The sequence below is a fragment of the Pseudomonas sp. DL genome (assembly GCF_047199225.1).
In the GTDB taxonomy this organism is placed as follows: domain Bacteria; phylum Pseudomonadota; class Gammaproteobacteria; order Pseudomonadales; family Pseudomonadaceae; genus Pseudomonas; species Pseudomonas aeruginosa.
In genome coordinates, this window is the sequence record NZ_CP178323.1 from 4,558,182 (window position 1) to 4,577,449 (window position 19,268).

12 protein-coding genes are annotated in these 19,268 nt (G+C 62.3%); 9 read left to right on the forward strand and 3 right to left on the reverse strand.

Features of this window, described 5'->3' with window-relative positions:
* Positions 1–17: 17 nt before the first annotated feature.
* Positions 18–8,531, reverse strand: coding sequence for a GH36-type glycosyl hydrolase domain-containing protein (locus ACI766_RS21250; protein WP_034070288.1), 8,514 nt, complete (start codon positions 8,529–8,531; stop codon positions 18–20).
* Positions 8,532–9,095: 564 nt separating this feature from the next.
* On the opposite strand from ACI766_RS21250, the gene ACI766_RS21255 reads away from it, so the two are divergent.
* The 6 genes from ACI766_RS21255 (at position 9,096) to ACI766_RS21280 (ending at position 13,689) form a co-directional block, all read left to right on the forward strand.
* Positions 9,096–9,359: a hypothetical protein gene (locus tag ACI766_RS21255; RefSeq protein ID WP_003125104.1), complete on the forward strand. Its 264-nt coding sequence runs from the start codon at positions 9,096–9,098 to the stop codon at positions 9,357–9,359.
* A 13-nt stretch (positions 9,360–9,372) separates the two neighbouring features.
* Positions 9,373–9,597, forward strand: a complete 225-nt coding sequence (locus ACI766_RS21260; protein ID WP_003456722.1) for a DUF1652 domain-containing protein — start codon at positions 9,373–9,375, stop codon at positions 9,595–9,597.
* Between the two features lie 214 nt (positions 9,598–9,811).
* On the forward strand, positions 9,812–10,531 hold the full coding sequence (locus ACI766_RS21265) for a Crp/Fnr family transcriptional regulator (RefSeq protein ID WP_009875850.1): 720 nt from the start codon (positions 9,812–9,814) through the stop codon (positions 10,529–10,531).
* 70 nt (positions 10,532–10,601) lie between these two features.
* Positions 10,602–10,964 (forward strand): hypothetical protein, encoded by a 363-nt coding sequence (locus tag ACI766_RS21270; RefSeq protein WP_017002336.1) that lies wholly within the window; start codon positions 10,602–10,604, stop codon positions 10,962–10,964.
* Between the two features lie 103 nt (positions 10,965–11,067).
* The gene (locus ACI766_RS21275; protein WP_034070290.1) at positions 11,068–11,562 is read left to right on the forward strand and encodes a hypothetical protein; all 495 of its coding nucleotides are present in this window, start codon (positions 11,068–11,070) and stop codon (positions 11,560–11,562) included.
* Positions 11,563–11,670: 108 nt separating this feature from the next.
* Positions 11,671–13,689 carry a class I SAM-dependent methyltransferase gene (locus ACI766_RS21280; protein WP_003125107.1) on the forward strand — a complete coding sequence of 673 codons (2,019 nt, stop codon included), beginning with the start codon at positions 11,671–11,673 and terminating at the stop codon, positions 13,687–13,689.
* 155 nt (positions 13,690–13,844) lie between these two features.
* Here ACI766_RS21280 and ACI766_RS21285 read toward each other — a convergent pair whose 3' ends face one another.
* The gene (locus ACI766_RS21285) at positions 13,845–15,038 is read right to left on the reverse strand and encodes a fatty acid desaturase (protein ID WP_412828464.1); all 1,194 of its coding nucleotides are present in this window, start codon (positions 15,036–15,038) and stop codon (positions 13,845–13,847) included.
* A gap of 387 nt (positions 15,039–15,425) precedes the next feature.
* On the opposite strand from ACI766_RS21285, the gene ACI766_RS21290 reads away from it, so the two are divergent.
* The gene (locus ACI766_RS21290; RefSeq protein ID WP_015060180.1) at positions 15,426–15,782 is read left to right on the forward strand and encodes a hypothetical protein; all 357 of its coding nucleotides are present in this window, start codon (positions 15,426–15,428) and stop codon (positions 15,780–15,782) included.
* 60 nt (positions 15,783–15,842) lie between these two features.
* Here ACI766_RS21290 and ACI766_RS21295 read toward each other — a convergent pair whose 3' ends face one another.
* Positions 15,843–15,995: a hypothetical protein gene (locus ACI766_RS21295; RefSeq protein ID WP_153274499.1), complete on the reverse strand. Its 153-nt coding sequence runs from the start codon at positions 15,993–15,995 to the stop codon at positions 15,843–15,845.
* Here ACI766_RS21295 and mobH point away from each other — a divergent pair.
* Positions 15,994–17,913, forward strand: coding sequence for a MobH family relaxase (mobH, locus tag ACI766_RS21300; RefSeq protein WP_034070291.1), 1,920 nt, complete (start codon positions 15,994–15,996; stop codon positions 17,911–17,913). The two genes, ACI766_RS21295 and mobH, sit on opposite strands and share 2 nt — an antisense overlap.
* Entirely contained in the window at positions 17,910–19,190 is a 1,281-nt protein-coding gene (gene xerC, locus ACI766_RS21305) for a tyrosine recombinase XerC (RefSeq protein WP_034070292.1), read from the forward strand. Before mobH ends, xerC begins: the two co-directional genes overlap by 4 nt.
* Positions 19,191–19,268 lie beyond the last annotated feature (78 nt).

A 19,268-nucleotide genomic window follows, 5' to 3' on the forward strand; every position in this document is an offset into this window, starting at 1 on the left:
CCTCTTCGGTTACTGCACTAAAGGCTCAGTCGCAAGCGGTGTCGCTGACAATCGAGAGGCACCCGCACTTGGCCATCGATACACTCCACTTCGACGCCGTCGAGGAAAGCCTCGCGCACGCCGTGGCTTCGCCCTTCTCCGGACTCCACCTGAATCTCGTAGTGCCCCCCCTCCACCTCCAGGCTTACCTCGAAGCCCGACCATGTCACCGGAATGCACGGATCAATCAGCAACCAGGCACCCTGCCGGCGAATTCCCAGTAAACCTTCGAGTCCGGCGCGGTACATCCAGGCGGCAGAGCCGGTATACCAGGTCCAGCCACCACGGCCGACATGCGGCGCCTCGGAGTAGATATCGGCGGCCACCACATAGGGTTCCACTCGATAGCGTTCCACCTGTTCCGGTGTGAGCGCGTGGTTGATTGGATTGAGCAAGGAAAGCAATGTCCCCGCCTTGTCCCCTTTGCCCTGGCGGACAAATGCCAGGACCGCCCACATGGCCGCGTGGCTGTATTGCCCGCCATTCTCCCGCAGGCCCGGTGGGTAGCCGCGGATATAGCCGGGATCCGTGCCCCTCTCGTCGAAAGGGGGCGTAAACAGCAGCGCCAAGCGATCGACTGGACGTAGCAGGTACCTCTCCAGTGCGGTCATTGCCATTCCCGCCCGCAGTGGGTCGGCGCCCGCCAGGACGGCCCAGGACTGTGCGATCGAATCGATGCGGCAGGCTTCACCATCCTTCGAACCCAGCCAGGTTCCGTCATCGAAGGTCGCTCGGCGATACCAGTGGCCGTCCCAGGCCTCGAGCTCCATGGCCAGACGCAACCGCCCGGCATGTTCGCGCCAGTGACGGGCTCGCTCAGGGTCACGCGAACGGGCATAGCCATCGAAGCGCGCGAGAGTCTCCAGCAGCAACCAGCCGAGCCAGACGCTCTCTCCTGTGCCGCCGGCACCGACGCGATTCATGCCGTCGTTCCAGTCGCCGGAACCAATCAGCGGCAAGCCCAACTTACCGGTCAGCGTCAGACACTGGTCCAGGCCTCGTGCACAGTGCTCGAATAGCGACGCGGACTGCTCCGACGGCATCGGCTGGAAGAAGGTGTCCTGCTCGCCCTCTTGCAACGGCGGCCCTTCGATGAACGGCAGGACTTCGTCGAGAATCCCGATGTCGGCCGTCGCCTCGAGATACAGCGAGGCAGCATACGCCAGCCAGACCCGGTCGTCGGAAATCCGCGTCCTCACCCCCTGTCCCGAGTGCGGCAGCCACCAGTGCTGCACATCGCCCTCGCGGAACTGCCGACCGGCGGCGCGCAAAAGATGTTCGCGGGTCAGCGCCGGAGCGGCCAGGGTCAGAGCCATGCCATCCTGCAGTTGATCACGGAAACCATAGGCGCCGCTGGCTTGGTAGAACGCCGAGCGCGCCCAGACGCGACAGGCCAGGGTCTGGTACAGCAGCCAGCCGTTGAGCAGGATATCCAGCGAACGCTCGGGACTGCTCACCTGAACGGCTCCAAGCAAGGTCCGCCAGTGCCTACCAACAGCCGCCAGCGTCTCTTCCGGATCAGTCCGACGGTATCGCGTGACCAGATCACGGGCATGAGCCAGGGAGTCCGCCTGGCCGAATAATGCGACGATTTCCACCACCTCCCCCGGTGCCAGCTCGATCGAACACTGCTGCGCCATGCACGGGTCGAGCCCGGCCCTCGTGCATCCGGAAAGTCCCGGCTCGCCGAGCAGCGCCGCAGGCGCCGAGGGGTCACCGAGCGGCCCGAGGAATTCGCGACGATCACCGCTCCAGCTGCTTTGGCGGCCACACAGGTCGGCGAAAAGGACACGCCCGGGAAAGGCTGCGTTCCAGGGGTTGCGCGCAAGCAGCGCACCGCTTTCGACATCCTGGCAGGTCTCGATGAAGGCCGCCGATGTCGCCCGGGCGTTGCCGAGTACCGGTTCCGCATAGCTGGTGAACGACAGCCGTCGTGACTTGCCGGAGAGGTTGCGCAGCACCAGTCGGGAAATCTTGATCGGGTCCGCCAGCGCGACGAATTGCACCAGATCCATGTCGATGCCCTGGCAGCGATGGCCGAAACGGCTGTAGCCGAATCCGTGGCGTGCGCTGTAGAGCCCATCGTCGCGAATCGGCCGCGCAGTGACGCTCCACAGCGCCCGGCTGTCCTCGTCGCGGAGGTAGAACGCTTCTACGCAGGGATCGCCGAGCGGATCGTTGGACCAGGGCGTCAGTTGATTTTCGCGACTGTTCTCCGCCCAAGTATAGCCACTGCCCTCCGCCGAGACCTGGAAGCCGAACCGGGGATTGGCGATGACATTGATCCATGGCGCTGGTGTGCTTTCACCCTTTTCCAGAAGAATCACGTACTCCTGGCCGCGACTGCCGAAGCCACCTAGCCCATTGAAGAACTCGAGAGCCTCACCCAGACTCGTCTTATCCGCCCCCCCCTCGTCGCTGGCCACCAGTCGCGCCGTACCAGCAGTCGCAGCCGGAGTCGGTATAGGCCTGGAGGAGCACAGGGCGGCCAGTTGACTGGCGATCGGCCCTCGCCGGGCGAGCAGTACCACGCGTGCGACCGCCAGCAACAGCGCCCTGCCCTCCTGGCTCATGAGATCGGCGCGCAAGGTGTGCACCTGACCGCGCCGCGCCGCGTCTTCGCCCTCACGGGTACGCGACGGGCTGCTGCGCACGGCGGTCTCGATCGCCACCTGGAGATCCTGGATGTAGGACGAAGCGCGCTCATTGACGACTGCCAGGTCCACCTCCAGGCCTTTCGTCCGCCAGTATTGGTGAGCCCTCAGGATCTGCCGCAATTGTTCAAGGTCGTCGCTGTCGTCAAGTCGCAGAAGCAGGATCGGCAGGTCTCCGGATATCCCCAGGGGCCAGAGCCCGGACTGAGGCCCTGAACCGTGCCGGATCGACTCGGGCGGAGCACGGTAACGTGCGTCGGCATACAGCAGCGGCGCCGCCAGGCGCTGGAAATCGGCGGCCTCTCCGGCGGCGATATCGAGATCACGCAATTGTACCTGCGCCTGGGTCCAGGCCAGCGTCCTGGCGCGGTCGAAGCCGCTGCGCTCGTGGTGTTTGTCGATCAGGTCGAAGAGCGCCTCGCGGGTCTCAGCGACCACGATCCAGAAGGACACCCTCGCCATTTCCCCAGGCGCGATACGCAATCGCCGGCGCAGAGAGAAAACCGGGTCGAGCACCGTGCCGGCGCTGCCGGATAACGGCCGCCGCAGGTCCGCCAAGACATCGCGCAAGGTCCTTCCGCGGCCAAGGAAGCGGGCACGGTCGGACTCGTATTCGACAGGTGCGGTCAGGGCGCCCTCCACCACCGCGAAATGCGCGGCCCAAACCGGCGTCTCGGTGCCGGAGCGCAAACGCCGGGTAGCCACTAGGGCGGCGTACTCGGCGACGTATTCGGTCTGCACGAAGAGCTTGGAGAACGCCGGATGGGCATCGTCAGCGGCAGCCGGCGCGAGGACCAACTCGGCGTAGGAAGTCAGTTCGATCTCCTGTGAACGACGACCGTTGTTGACCAGGGTAATGCGCCGCACCTCGCCGTCGTCCTCGCCCGAGACCAAGACTTCTAGCACGCTGCTCAGACTACCGTCGTGGCGGCTGAATTCCGCCCGGTCTTCGTCGAAGAGGATCTCTCCGCTGACCGGTACCTGCCCGCTCGGCTGGGTGGTGGCCGCCCACGTGCGGCCGTCATGAACGTCGCGCAGGAGGACATAGTAGCCCCAGTCGTCGCGCGTCGGATCTTCTCGCCACCGGGTCACGGCGATGTCACGCCAGCGACTGTAGCCAGCTCCCGAAGCGGACAGCATTACTGAATAGCGACCGTTGGAAAGCAGGTGGGTAACTGGTGACTCGCCCGGCGTCAATGCTACGCGCCGAAGCGTCGAGGCCTCGATTCCGGCTTCGTATGACGAGACGCGCACTTCCTCAGCGCGCGGATGGGCCAGGAAGACATCGGAGGGAATGCGCTCCTGGAGCAGCAGCTCAACCGCACGGATCATCGGCTCGCGATGGAAGCGAGTGCGCATCCGCCCCTCATCGAGGGCGTTGGCGATCGCCACGATGCTCATGCCCTGGTGATGGGCCATATAGCTGTGGACGAGCGCCACCGCCGTCGCGTCGGGCAGCCGCGACGGCGTGAAGTCCAGCGCTTCGTAGAAGCCGTAGCGCCCGCGCGCACCCAGTTCGGCCAGGCGCGCGTAGTTAAACAACGCCGCACGCGGCTTGATCATCGCCGCCAACCCCGTGGCATACGGCGCCACCACCAGGTTCTCGGCCAGACCGCGCTTAAGCCCCAGCCCCGGCACACCGAAGTTCGAGTACTGGTAGGTGAACTCCAGGTCCCGCGCGTTGAAGGCCGACTCCGAGATGCCCCAGGGAACACCTTTCTTCCGCCCGTAGGCCTGCTGCACCTCCACCACCAGGTGATTGCTCTGTTCCAGCAGGCTGCCGACGGGCGCCCGCATGACCAGCGATGGCATGAGATATTCGAACATCGAGCCAGACCAAGATATCAGCGCCGATGCCGTCCCCACCGGTGTCGCCGTACGACCCAGGCGGAACCAGTGGCGGGTAGGGACATCGCCTTTGGCGATGGCTATCAGGCTGGCCAAGCGCGCCTCCGAGGCCAACAGGTCGTAGCAACTGCTGTCCAGGCTGTTGTCGGCCAGGGAATAACCGATAGAAAACAGGTCACGCTCGGTATTGAAGAGGAACGCGAAATCCATCCCGGCGACGAAGGCCCGGGCCTGCTTCGCCACGCTCCGCACGCGAGCCTCCAGCAACGGCGCAGCGGAAAGCAGGCGGTCACGCTGGTGTTCGACCACGGAGTTCCTCAGTGCGTCGAGCCAGAACAGAAGCTCATCAGAAACTACGTCCATTCCCCGGGGGGCCGATGCCACGGCATCTCTCACGGCTTTCTCCGCGAGCCGCCGCAATCCTGCCAAGCCCGTCTCGGCGGACTGCGGACCATCGATCTGCGCCTGGATCTCTTCCACGGTCGTACGTAGTCGCCGCCAATGTCCGGCGCCACGGGGAAGCCCATCGAGCCCTTGCCGCACCAGCGCCAGCGTATCGCCCAACCCGTTGCGCCAAGCCGGCGACAGCGGCTCGTCGAGCCACTCTTCGCATGCATTGGCCAAGGCGATCAGATGACCGGCCAGGTTGCCGCTGTCGACCGAGGACACATAGGCCGGCTCAAGCACATGCAGGTCGAGCGTGGCGTACCAGTTGAAGAAATGCCCCCGATGGCGCGATAGGCGCTGCATGGCCGCCAGGGTCGCCTCCAGGCGCTCAAGGGTTTCCTGCGTGCCCGCCCAGCCGAAGTCGCGAGCGGCGACCGCGGAAAGCAGATAGAGGCCGATGTTGGTCGGCGAGGTACGGTGTGCCACCACGGGCCTTGGCTGGTCCTGGAAATTGTCCGGCGGTAGCCGGTTGTCCTCGGCGCCGACAAAGGTTTCGAAGAATCGCCAAGTCTGTCGCGCGATCAAACGCAGCCCCATTGCCTCCTCCGGCGCCAGGACCTTGCGCTTCGACGGCCGCGGCACTCGACTGCTGTATACCGCCAAGGCCGGCGCCAGTGCCCAGAGCAGCATGAAGGGTACGCCCAGAGCCAGGGAGGACGGCTGCAAATACAGCACCAGTGCCGCCGCGCCAAGTATCAGGGAGGTACCGCCAACCATCTGTAGATAGCTGATAGACAACCCGGGACGCGGTTTCCCCACCGACTGCGCGGAGGTGGTCCACTCGAGCAGATGGCGACGAGTGACGAACATCCGCAGCAACGTCCGCACGATCGCATCGCCCATGCGCCAAGCCTGATCGGCCAGAAAAGCCAGGGACAGCAGCGTCTGTAACAGAGCGCGCCGAAGTTCGGCGGCCCAGGCGCTGAAGTGATGACGCAGGCCGATACCGCGACGCCGTGGCCACAGTCCCAGGCACACCGGCAAACAGGCCGGGAGTGCCAGGCTCCCAACCAGTAGCAGGCTGCCGAACAACGCCTGAGGCATCGGCAGCAACCAGGAAAACAGCAGCGCGAGCGCGGCGGAAGGCGCAAGCAGCGAACGGCGCAGGTTGTCGAGCATCTTGCTGCGGCCGACCCACGGCACTGCCCATTCACCGCGCCAATGACCGATGATCCATGGCAGCAGTTGCCAGTCACCGCGTGTCCAGCGATGCAAGCGTTGAGCGACAACATCGAAGCGCGCCGGCGCTTCCTCAACCACCTCCACATCGGAAGCCAGTCCTGCACGGGCGAATATGCCCTCGAACAAATCATGACTGAGAACGCTGTTTTCACCGATGCGGCCGGCCATGGCGGCTTCAAAGGCATCTACATCGTAGATACCCTTGCCGGTGTAAGAGCCTTCGCCGAACAGGTCCTGGTAGACATCCGAAACCGCGGCTGCATATGGATCCATTCCACCCGGCCCGGAGAACACCCGCTGATAAAGCGAGCCTTCTCGGCCAAGCGGCAGTGCCGGCGTAACCCGGGGCTGGAGGATAGCGTAGCCACTAACTACGCGCTGAGTCTCCGCCTCGAACAGCGGCTGGTTCAAAGGGTGGGCCATCTTGCCGATCAGACGCCGCAACGTCTCGCGTGGCAGACGTGTGTCAGCATCCAGGGTAATGACGAACCGCACCCCGGAAGGCACCGTCGGTCCTGACTCGCCGAGGCTGGCGAAGCTGGTGTCGGTCGCGCCCCGCAAGAGGCGGTTCAGCTCATGTAGCTTGCCACGCTTGCGCTCCCAGCCTATCCAGCACCGTTCTTGCGGATTGAACCGGCGCTGCCGGTACAGCAATAGGAAACGCGGCCCGCCGGGGGCCGGAGCATGGCGCCGGTTGAGCCGTTCGATCGCTGCGGCGCCCAGTTTCAGCAGCCGAACGTCGCGCTCGAGCACGGACTGTCGCGCATCAATGCCATCGGCCAGGAGGGCGAAGCTGAGATCGCCGCGAGTGCCGGTTAGATAATGCACCTCCAGTTGCTCGATCTGCTCCAGCAGCTCCGCTTCGCCGCCCAGCAGGGTCGGCACCACGACCAGGGTCCGAAGCTCCTCCGGTATTCCATCGGCCAGTTCCAGTCCCGGTAGGATGGCAGCTCTCACTCCACCGGTTACCGCACGGTTGACCAACGCCACCGCGGCCTCGCTGAACGGAACGAACAGGGCACCTACCAGCGCCAGCCACTGCCACCCACCGTCTCCCAGCCCCGGCACCTGCAGGACGTAGACGGTCACGCCGAGCAGAAGCCCGCTGAGCAGCAGCGTTGCGCCGACATAGCCGAGGATCCCCAGACGTCCGCCGAGACGACCGAGCCACAATGACGGCGGCGACCGGAAGCCGATATGGGCTTCGAACGCGCGACGTCCGCCGCCGATCAAGTGGTAGCCCGGCTCGCTCCAATGTTCGCCCAGTATGCCGGGCGCCGCGGTGGAGCGTGCCTTCGCCAGCGCCTGTTCGGCGATAGCCAGTTCGCTGAGCGGAGCGCTGCGGGCCAGTTGCTCGATGGCGCTGCGATAGAGGTTCCGGGTGGGGAAGTCCATCCTGCCGAAGGAGCCGTCCGCATCCAAGCGGGCATCAACCAGGCTCACGCTTTCGAACAGTTTCGCCCAGTCGATGGCAGAGATCAGGCGCATGCTGGTAATGACGTTACGCACGCTGACGTTCGAGGCGCCCTGCCGCTGCTGCGCGTGCTGCACCGCCTGCTCCACCGAACTGCCTTGCTGTTGGAGCCGCTCGTCCAACCAGTTGAGCGCTGGATTTGTCTTCGGGTCCTGATCGCGCAGGCGCCTGGCCAACTGGGCGGCGAAGATCTCCGATAAGGCTGCCGGCGAGCGTCGGGCGATGTCCGTTGCCAGTGCCGAGGCGGCGCAGCCGGGCGTCAGAAGGGCATCTGCCAGGGCATCGGCTTCGGCCCGCTCGGCCCTTCCCTGGCCGATTTGGTCCACCAGGCGCCGCAGGTTCTCGACAAGGACGATGCGCAAGGTGATCGCCACCGCCCATAGTTCCCCGATGCTCAGCGGTTGGACACGCTGGTAGGCGGCGATGAAACACCGCAACAACTCAAGATCGAGATGGCTGTCGGTATGCGCGACGAAAGCCCATGCCAACCCGAAGACCCTCGGGTAGCCAGCAAAGGGGCCCGACGCGAGCTTGGGCAACTGCCGGTAATAGCCGGGAGGCAGGTCGTCGCGGATCTCGCGGATCTGCTCTTCCACCACGTGGTAATTATCCAGCAGCCATTCAGCGGCGGGCACCACCCTGCGTCCTCGCTCCAGTTCGCTGGCGCTGGCCCGGTATGCCGTCAGCAGCGCCGCCGCGTTGTCAGCAAGACGCCTGCGCAGGGGGCGGACGATGGGAGGACACGCAGTGACCGGCTGGGCTGCGGCCAGGCTTTCTCCGTGCTGCTCGAGGCGTTCGACGCCGAACAGTTCCTCGCGTACCGGGGCCCGGTCGTTCCACGGCGGGGAGGTGCGCCGCCAGCAGAGTCGGCCAAGCAGATCTGCCACCCTCGACGAGGTCCTCGCGAAGCCCACTCCAGGTGCGCCAGGCACCTGTTCTGAATGACGGCTCAACGGGAATGTTTTGGCAGGAGCTTCAAGACCCATGCACGGGTCCCGGCATAGCACTGCCGAGAAAGACACGCGACCGCCCGTCCGCGTTCGCCCAGCCACGCCCATTCGCTGGCAAGCCAGACCGGCAGTGCAGCCGGAGGATACGGCGGCAACAGAGTATGGGCATCGTCGGTGCCAGGCTCCGTCGATCCTTCGGCACGATGTGCGTCCCAAATGGGTCCGGACGTGGCTGACGAGGGCTCCGTAGGGGTATTCATGATGAACTCCACTGCAAACCGGCACCGGCACGATTGCCGACCCCTGGCTTTTCCAGCCTGCACCGTCTCAGGTGGCCGGGTCGGTGCGCTGCCACACTTAGCGCCGCTCCCCTACTGAGTCGAAGCGCCGGGTTGCGCCTGGGTGCGGCAACGCACCGACAGCAAGACCGCGGCTCACCACAATGCCTGTCCCAGCGTTCGACACTTTCGCCGAGCGCGGGACACGATCCGAGGCAACATCATGGACAAGCACACCAAGCAAGCGCCGCGCAATGGTAATGGCGCCAACAGCCCCCCCGAGCACCAGTCCGGCCAGCCCCCTGCCAGCCCCAGCAAGGCGGAACGCTACTCCGAGCGCAAGCCCTCTGAACAGAAGCCGGAGTCAGACGCCAAGGCAACTCGCGATCCCGTGAAGAATGGGCAACAACCGCAGGCCGCCCGCGGTGACGACGACCTGATGAGCCAGGAAGCCGGGCACCAGGGGCCGTCTTCACAACAGAAATGAGCGAGCCTGGCACATGAGACTGACCTTTGAGCAGGCCCGGCAGCTCATCGAACCCTCCTTCTCACCGTTCACGTGCAGTTGCACACGAGACCGGGACGGAGCGATGAGCATCCTGCTGGGTAATGCCTTGACGGGCACCATCGAGGCATTCAGCACCGGCATAGGCACCGAACAGTGGCGTACACCCGAAGCGGTGACCCAGCTCATCCGTGATCTGCGCCTGGACATCGCCCCCTAGCCACATCACTTCTAAGCGAATCCCTCCCAAGGGGGATTCGCCCTTCCGTTCCGCCTCTCATCGCTAGCCACGCTTTTCCTGGCCATTGCGGCTACACTGTCAGAGCTGATCCTCGAAAATATCTCAGCGCCCTGCGTTTCCCCTGCGCCCACTCCACTGGCAATGTCAAGCGCAATCACGCCTAACCACCACAGGGAACCCACTGGTGGCCGACATGACCAATGACGTTTCTCCCCTGCAGAACCATCTGCTCGCCGCGCTTACCCAGGAGATACAAGAGCGTCTGATCCCGCACCTGGAGCGAGTTACACTGCCGCTCGGCAAGGTCCTCTATGAATCGGGCGATGCCCTCCGACATGTCTACTTCCCCACCGACGCCATCGTTTCGCTGCTGTATGTCATGGAGGACGGCGCCTCCGCGGAGATATCCGTCGTCGGCAACGAAGGACTCATCGGCGTGGCGGTGTTCATGGGTGGGGAAAGCACTCCGAGCCGCGCCATTGTGCAAAGCGCTGGGCATGCCTACCGATTGCCCGGACAGAAGCTGAAGGACGAGTTCAATCGGCATGGCGAGATGCTGCAGTTGATGCTCCGCTACACCCAGGCGTTGATCACCCAGATGGCTCAGACCGCGGTGTGCAACCGCCATCACTCGATCGACCAGCAACTCTGCCGCTGGCTGCTGCTGTCGCTCGACCGGCTACCCAGCAACCAGTTGAGCATGACCCAGGAACTCATCGCCAACATGCTGGGGGTCCGCCGCGAAGGCGTCACCGAAGCGGCCGGCAAGCTGCAGAAACTCGGCGTGATCAAGTACAGCCGAGGGCACATCACCGTTCTCGACCGTCCGCAATTGGAAGCGCTCTGTTGCGAATGCTACGCGGTGGTCAAGCGCGAGACTGATCGCCTGCTTCCCTATCTGCCCGCCCGATGAGGATTTCGTCGCACGGCAACGAGACGGCGCGCCAGGCCGCTCACCCTCTTCATCTTCCGGAGGCGACACCATGAACATCGACGACGATATCTACGTACCCCGGCTACTTGCCGAAGGTCATCTACCCGAAGGACGGACCCTGCGCGACTACTTCATCGCCCACGCACCGGCGGAACCCCAGGAGTGGTTCCAGCCGCGGATGCCGGAAGAACCGCTGAAGAAGTTCGGCGGCGACAACGGCGTCGAGTACTCCACGTTCCGGGAAGCCAAGGAGGCAGGCTCAAACAGTTTCACGCAACTGAACGTGGAGGAAACCGAAAACTGGAAAAGGGAGTTCGACAAACAGCGCTATGTCCAGTGGCCATTGGCCTGGGCCGACGCCATTCTCGAAGCGCGGCGCGCCGCCACTGCGGGTAAAAAGACTCCGACCTGACCTGGCAGCGATGCGCAGGTCGGCCGCCCTGGGTTCGCTTGCGCACAGACGTCGCTGGCCCCCGCCCGTAGACTGGGAATCCATACCTTCCGGGAGATCTGCCATGGTTGGCTACAGCCACCAGGTATCGGCCGTTTTCAACCTCCGGGCGCAGGCCGAAAGCGTTCGCAAACGTCTGGTCGACCGAGGCCTCGGCCTCGAACAGTTGAGCATCCTCGGCGCTGAAGACGTTCCACTTCCAACAACGCGCCGGCGTTCGTTCATCCAGGTGCTGTCAAGTGGCGCAGCCGGCGCGCTAGCGGGGCTCCTCGTCAGCACGCTGGTCACATTCGCTCTGACGCGAACCGAGGCCAGCCTGTTCGGTGATGCACCGTTGGCCTTGCTGGGTTGGAGCAGCGCCCTGGGAGCGCTGTTCGGAGGAGCGGTCGGCGCATCGGTGGATGTCAGCCAAGTCAGCGGTCCCTTCAGACAGGCTATCGCCCAGGGCCATGTCGTTCTGCTGGCGAATACCCGTTCGGAAATCGAGTCCCTGCTCGTGCGTGATGTCATCGAGAGTTCCGTGGGGGTCGGCGTGCACATGGACATCAGTCTGATCTGACCTCGCTCCGGGCACCTCGACTCGGTTACTCGCGATGTAAGTTCGATATCAGACAGACCTGGGCCAGGACCATACAGGACACTCCGCTCCGGATGAACCGAGGTCGACATGCCACTCTTCAAGCTCGAACACAGTAAGCTCGTACACCGGACCGATATCGCCTTCTACGTTGTCGGGGTACTGGTGCTGGCCGTTTGGCTCGGCCTTTTCTGCCCCGCAGAACTGCGTCTGGAATGCCTGCTGCTGGCCGCGTTAGGTCTGGTGGCATGGTCGCTGCTGGAATACCTCCTGCATCGCTTTGTCCTCCACGGACTATCACCCTTTCGCCAATGGCACCAGTCCCATCACCAACGGCCCGGCGCGCTGATAGGGCTATCCACCCTGTCCAGTGCGGCCCTGTTCATCGGCCTGGTCTACCTACCAGCGCTGCTCGCACTCGGCCCCTGGAGAGGCTCCTCGCTGGCTTTGGGCATCATGTCAGGCTACCTAGCGTACATCCTGACCCATCACGCCGTGCATCACTTCGATCACTCTGGCAACGCCTGGCTGGCTCGCCGCCAGCTATGCCACCATCTGCATCACAGCGCACTCTGGCAAGCCGGGCACTTCGGGGTTACCTCGGCGTTCTGGGATCGCCTATTCGCCAGCGATCGCCTGCCCCCCCGAACAGCCTCCGGCAAGTGGCGCAACGTCGCCGAGATCACCACCCGCCACGCCCGCAGCCTCAGCGCGCGCAAGTCGTCAAAATTGCTCGGCCAGTTGTTCCGTGGCACAAGTAGCCGTATGAACGCTCGGCTGTGGGACGGCACACTCCTGCAACTGGGGCCCACTGCCGGTACTCAGGCCCCATTCACCTTGGTCTACAGGCATGCGGACGGCGTACAGAAGATGATCCTAAGCAATAGCGACCCACAGCGCCTGGCCGAAGCCTATTTCCGCGACGACTTCGACATCGAGGGCGACCTCTTCGCTGCCCTGGCGCTCAGGGAGCACATGCAAACCCAGCGCAAGGTCTGGCACCGACGCGCACGCCTGTTGTTCGGCGCCATCATGCTGCCGAGCTCGGTCACTACGGAATCCGACAGACAGAAAGGGTTCTTGCGCCAACAGATTACGACGGGGATGCACTCGGACGCAGAAAAACCCGACGCCACCACCTTCCGCTACGACCTGTCCAATGCGTTCTACGGACTCTGGCTGGATCCGGCGATGGTCTACTCCTGCGGCTACTTCGAGCAAATCGACGATAGCCTCGAACAGGCTCAACGGGCCAAGCTTGAGCTGATCTGCCGGAAACTCCAGCTGCATCCCGGCGAGCACCTGCTCGATATCGGTTGTGGCTGGGGCGCGTTGATCCTCCATGCAGCGCAATACCACAGGGTACACGCCCATGGCATCACCCTAAGCCGGGAACAGCTGGCCCTGGCCCGCGAACGAATAGACGCGGCGGGGCTCCAGGCGCTAGTGACGGTGGAATGCTGCGACTACCGCGACCTAAAAGGTCAGCAGGTATACGACAAGATCGCCAGTGTCGGACTGTCCGAGCACCTTGGCCCGGACAACCTGCCGCTATTCTTCGACACGGTACACCGCCTTCTCAAGGATTCTGGGCTGTTTCTCAACCAGGGCATCACTCAGTGCCCGGACGGGGGGCAACGGACCGCGTCAGCCCGCCTGATCAATCGCTATCTCTTCACCGACGGCCAGCCGGATACCCTGGGCAGCCTTGTGCGCAGGATGGAACAGGCGCAGTTGGAAGTCACCGATGTCGAATCACTGCGCCGTCACTACGGCCTGACCCTGCGCCTTTGGGTCTCTCGCCTAGAGCAGCGGCAGGGGCTTGCCGTCGAATATGTCGGCGAACCCACCTACCGGGCCTGGCGCCTGTTAATGGCCGCCAGCGCGCTGGTGTTCGAGGCCGGGGAACTGGGCGTCTTCCAAATCGTAACGAGCCGACACAACGGAGCCCCCAGCTCTCTGCCCCTGACCCGCCGCCCCTTGTATCGCGACGACTGCTCCATTCAGAGGCTCAGCGAGGCAGTGGACGCAACGCCATCCGCTCACCCGCCTCGCGCAAACGCCGACAGGCCCGGTCGCAGTCGACCCTGCTCGGTACCACGAAAATAGTCTCGGTATCCACAGGCTGGCGTTCACGGTAAGTGGCGTACGCAACGTTGCAAATCTAGCAGGCGATCATGAAACATGGATCTCCTCTTGAAGTCGATCCCCAGACCGGTACGTCCCCTCTTCCACGACTTCTCGTGCCCGCTTCAACGGCGAATCTACGGCACGATCTGCCGCGGAGCGTACAGGCTGTAGCTGCACAGTAGCCCGGCAAACTCCCTCAACGGACGTATCCCGCTGGCTTCCGCCTCGGTTACCCAGCGTTTCAACGCCGCATGTACTTCGCCCAGGTCAGCCCCCGCATCGCTCCATGTGCGCTGTAACGCCAGGCGATGCGCGCAGGCTAGCTGCATCACCTGGCTCCTGCCGACAGCTGAATGGAACAGGCTCTGCTGCAGATCGCTCAGCCTGTCTGGGTCCCGCACCAGCAAACGGCTGGCGCGCCGCAGCAAATGCCAGGTCGCCGCATCACAGCGAGCGCTTTCTTCGCGTGCCAGCGGCCGCATTACCCGTTTCCCGTATTGGGCCATGACCAGCAGACGATTGCGCAGGATGACTCCGCTGGCTTCCAGATCCAGCGCTCGCTTGTCACAGTCCCACTGGATGGTGGGCAGCCCACGGTTGACCTGAGCCAGTCCGAGTGCTCTCAGCAGACATATCCACGCCCAGCCCAGATCAAACTCCCAGGCCTGCACGGAAAGCTTGGCCGAGCCCGGGTAGGCATGATGGTTGTTATGCAACTCCTCGCCGCCGACGAGGACTCCCCACGGCAGCAGATTGCTCGAATCGTCCGGGCATTCGAAGGTGCGATAGCCGAAAGCATGGCCCAGACCGTTGATCACACCGGCAGCCCAGAAGGCGATCCAGATCATCTGCAGCGCCCAGACTGTCAGCCCCGCGACGCCGAATAAAACCAAGTCCACACCGAGCATGAGGCCCAGCCCGGCGTTCGGAAACCTACTGTAGAGGCGACGCTCCAGCCAGTCGTCCGGGCAGCCTCGGCCATAGGTCTGCAAGGTTTCCGGATTGCGAGCCTCGGCTCTATACAGCTCGGCACCTCGCAGCAACACCGTGAGCAGCCCCTTGAACCTCGGGCTGTGCGGATCGTCGGGCGTTTCGCAGCAGGCATGATGCCGGCGATGAACGGCCGTCCACGCACGGGTGTTCATTCCCGTCGTCAGCCACAGCCAGAAACGGAAGAAGTGCTTTAGCGCAGGGTGCAATTGCACCGAGCGATGAGCTGAATGGCGATGCAGATATAGCGTCACACTGATGATACTGACATGGGTCAGCGCCAAAGTCGCGACAATCAGTTGCCACAGCGTTGGCTGTAAGATGCCGTGATACCACATGTTGAACACCTCTCTATAGCCATATGCCGGTCCCTTCTGGGCACCGACGGATCAATAGACCTCCCTCCATATTGGTGAACTTAGAATACGGTGTCGGTGCACCAGCGTACATATTCACCTCGCACAAACCCACGAGACAAAACGACCAAAAGAGTTCGACAACGCACAGAGCACGCATTAAGAAACGACCAATATAGTGTAAACAGGAACAATCAGAGAAATAATCATGAATAGTAATCGAACGGAAACCCGTCAATTTAGCACTAGCCCTCGACACATGCCCGTTCAACGCTCTAACTTATCCAAGAAGAGCGGAAGGCAGAGAGAACGCTCTGCACGCCCAAGGATTAAGATCATCACCTTCTCAAGGCAGCGGAAGATATCATCATGAGCATTTTCAATCTTGACGGCTGGTGCAAGCTCTCGGATGAAGCCCAAGCTATTTCACTAAAGAACATTCGATTTCACCTCAACGATGGCGATGAAAAGCTCCTTGCCCAAGCGGAAGTGCATCTGCAAATCACTGGTGAAAAAGAGGTTCATATCCCTATTGACCAAGCCAGACTTAAGCTTGTGTTACCACACGAATGCGGGCCTATACGTGACTGTCGACTACGAGTTTATCTCGACTCAAATACTAAACGGGGTCGCTTTAACTTGACCGGGTATCGAATAAGCGACGGCAGCCTGATCTACACCAGCGCGGTAACTATTGAAAAAGTGTATCCAATTCATCCCCGTTGAAGCGATGGAAAATTATCAAAATTGACTTACTAAGCTTAAGCAGCATTCAGATACCTTAAACTAAAGGCGACGAATAAAAAACGAAAAAACAAGCGCCAGAAGTAGCACTTTGCCATAAAAAATACCAACTACTTGAGGTGAGGATTTTCTGTTGTTCCTCTTCCCTGGAATAAGGGAAAAGCCCGCTCCATGAATCACGATGGAGCCTCCCATGTTTCAACTCCTTTCCTGGATATCCAGGAAGCCGTCCCCCACCCCACCAACCAAAGCTGCCCCAGGGGTATTCCTCCTTCCTCTAAGCAGTACGGAACTGCTCGACACGCCTCGCCGCCGCCAGCTACTGGAGAACATCTGGCAGCGCGCCTCGCTATCCAAGCAGCAATTCGAGGAGATCTACCGGCGGCCACTGGCCAACTATGCCGAGCTGGTCCAGCAGCTCCCGGCTTCAGAAAACCATCACCATGCCCATCCAGGCGGGATGATTGATCACGGCCTGGAGATCGTGGCCTACGCACTGAAGGTACGGCAGACCTACCTGCTCCCGATCGGCGCAGCGCCGGAGTCACAGTCAGCCCAGACTGAAGCCTGGTCGGCCGCCGCAGCGTATGGCGCCCTGGCTCACGACCTAGGCAAGATCGTCGTAGACCTGCAGGTGGAGCTGCAGGACGGCAGTACCTGGCACCCTTGGAACGGACCGATCAACCAGCCCTACCGCTTCAAGTACGTGAAGTCCCGCGAATACCAGCTCCACGGCGCTGCCTCAGCACTCCTCATCCACCAACTGCTACCGCGCACTGCACTCGACTGGCTCAGTCGTTTTCCAGAGCTGTGGGCTCAATTGATCTACTTGTTCGCAGGGCAGTACGAGCACGCCGGGATCCTGGGCGAGATCATCGTGAAAGCAGACCAGGCCTCCGTCGCGCAGGAGTTGGGAGGTAATCCGGATCGAGCGCTGGCTGCACCGAAGCAGTCGCTGCAGCGGCAGTTGGCAGACGGGCTACGCTTCCTGGTGAAGGACAAATTCAAGCTGAATCAGCCGGGCGGCCCGTCCGACGGGTGGCTGACTCAGGACGCACTCTGGCTGGTGAGCAAGCCCGCGGCCGATCAGTTGAGGGCCTACCTGCTGGCTCAGGGAATCGAAGGGGTCCCCTCCTCCAACGCGTCATTCTTCAACATGCTCCAGGACCAGGCCGTCATCCAGACGAACGCCGAGGACAAGGCCATCTGGACGGCCACGATAGACAATGGCGCCGGGTGGAGAAACAAGCTCACGTTGCTCAAGGTCGCTCCAGCCTTGGTCTGGACAGACCCTGCCGAGCGTCCCGCGCCCTACGGCGGATCACTCGTCGTTGAAGATGGAACCACCTCCACGGAAAAGTCGGAAACGACCTGCGAAACCCCCAACGAACCGGTTGAACAGCCAGAGGTACCAGAAGCCAAGATGACGCTCCGTCAACCTGCACCGAGCGTTGCGAAGCCGTCAAACGAAATGCGGGCGATTGCGAAGCCCTCAACTGATGATCAAGAAGAAACAGACGATTTGTACGCACTTCTTGGTAATATCAATTCGCCATCAGAAGAGCTAGACACTAGCCACGACTCACCGGCTGCTTCTTCTACGAACACTCGCGGGGAGGAGAACCTACAGCAGCCACTAGGGAACAAGGAGCCAACAGATTGCGCTCCTGAAGCAGTTGAAGATGTATTTATGCCTAGCAGAAGCACTGATCTGGGACAGGGATTCGTTGGCTGGATGAAATCTGGTATCGCGACCCGTCGCCTGTTCATCAACGACACCAAAGCCTTGGTGCATACCGTCGACGGGACCGCCATGCTGGTCACGCCAGGAATCTTCAAGCGTTATGTCCAGGAGCATCCAGAGCTCGAAAAGCTGGCCCAGGCCAAGGATACGACCGGCTGGAAGCTGGTGCAGCGCGCGTTCGAGAAACAGGGTCTACACCGGAAGACCAGTAAAAACCTGAACATCTGGACCATCAAGGTTTCTGGTCCTCGCAAGACGAAAGAGCTCAAGGCTTACCTGCTCCAGGACCCCAAATTGCTGTTCCCTGAGCAGCCTCTGGGCAACCCAAGCCTCACGGTCATCACCGATGCCGAAGGAGGTGTGGAATGACGCCGCAGCAGCTCACCGAGGAGTACATCTTCGCGCACGATCTCCGGGAAGCCAGCGCGAAGATCTACCGCGCCGCGACCAAGGCGCTGCTCAAGCACTTCGGTCCTACGGCAACCGTACAGGACGTGGACCACAGGGCTGTCCTGGGATGGCGGCGCAAGGTACTGGAACAAGGCCTGTCCAAGCGGAGCTGGAACACGTATTCGAATCATCTGCGAACGATCTGGGGCTATGCCATCGAGCACGAGCTGGTGACGCACTCCCAAGTCAACCCGTTCAGAAAGACCACCGTCATCCCCCCCAGGCGAGCAAGCAAAACCGTCGCAGCCGAAGCCATCCTGCGCGCCCGCAATTGGCTCAACATGCAGGTCGGCGCAGAGCGCTGCACCGGCGATCGCGCACGCATCACTCCCGCCTGGTTCTGGCTTTGCACGTTTGAGGTCTTCTACTACACCGGCATCCGGTTGAACGCGCTGCTGTGCATCCGCAAGCGCGACATCGACTGGGATAATCAACTGATCCTCATCCGCGGCGAAACAGAGAAAACTCATAAAGAGTTCGTAGTGCCAATAACGGAGGGGCTTGTGCCTCACCTATCGCGGCTCCTGAAGGAGGCCGATAAAGCCGGGTTCGCCGATGATGATCAGTTGTTCAACGTCAACCGGTTCTCACCGCACTACAAGAGCAAGGTGATGAACTCCGACCAGGTCGAAGCCATGTACCGGAAGCTGACCGAACAGGTTGGGGTGCGGATGACCCCGCACCGTTTCCGGCACACCCTGGCCACCGACTTGATGAAGGCACCCGAGCGGAACATCCACCTGACGAAGTGCCTACTCAACCACTCGAATATCCAGACCACGATGAGCTACATCGAGGCCGACTACGACCACATGCGTGCCGTGCTGCATGCTAGGAGCCTGGCCCAAGGCGCGCTAGAGAACGTCAGAAAGGTGGATTACAGCGGCTCCCCGCAGGCCTCTGCCAAACCGAAGCCATGCAGGCAACCTCTCGCTCGAATGGGTGAAGTACCGCCGCCGGAGGCCAGGACAGCGCCTGCAGAACCAAGGGAGCACACACCAGGGACAGGCATTCAGGGAGGTCCAACCGTGTGGGAAGAAGCGCTACCACAGCCACCTGACACCTTCGAGCAAAGCGTGCTGTTCACTCTGATGGCTCAACACTTATCGAACCGTGCCGCCTCGGCATCCGCGGCTCCCGCTGCAATAAGCGGATCTGGTGGATGTGGATCTGCCGCCCGATGCAGTCTCGCCTAGCGATACCGGTACTGAGAGGCCGGCTACCGGACGAAAGGTAGCCGCGCCTCCCAGCAGATCGCTAGGCCTGTAGGAAAA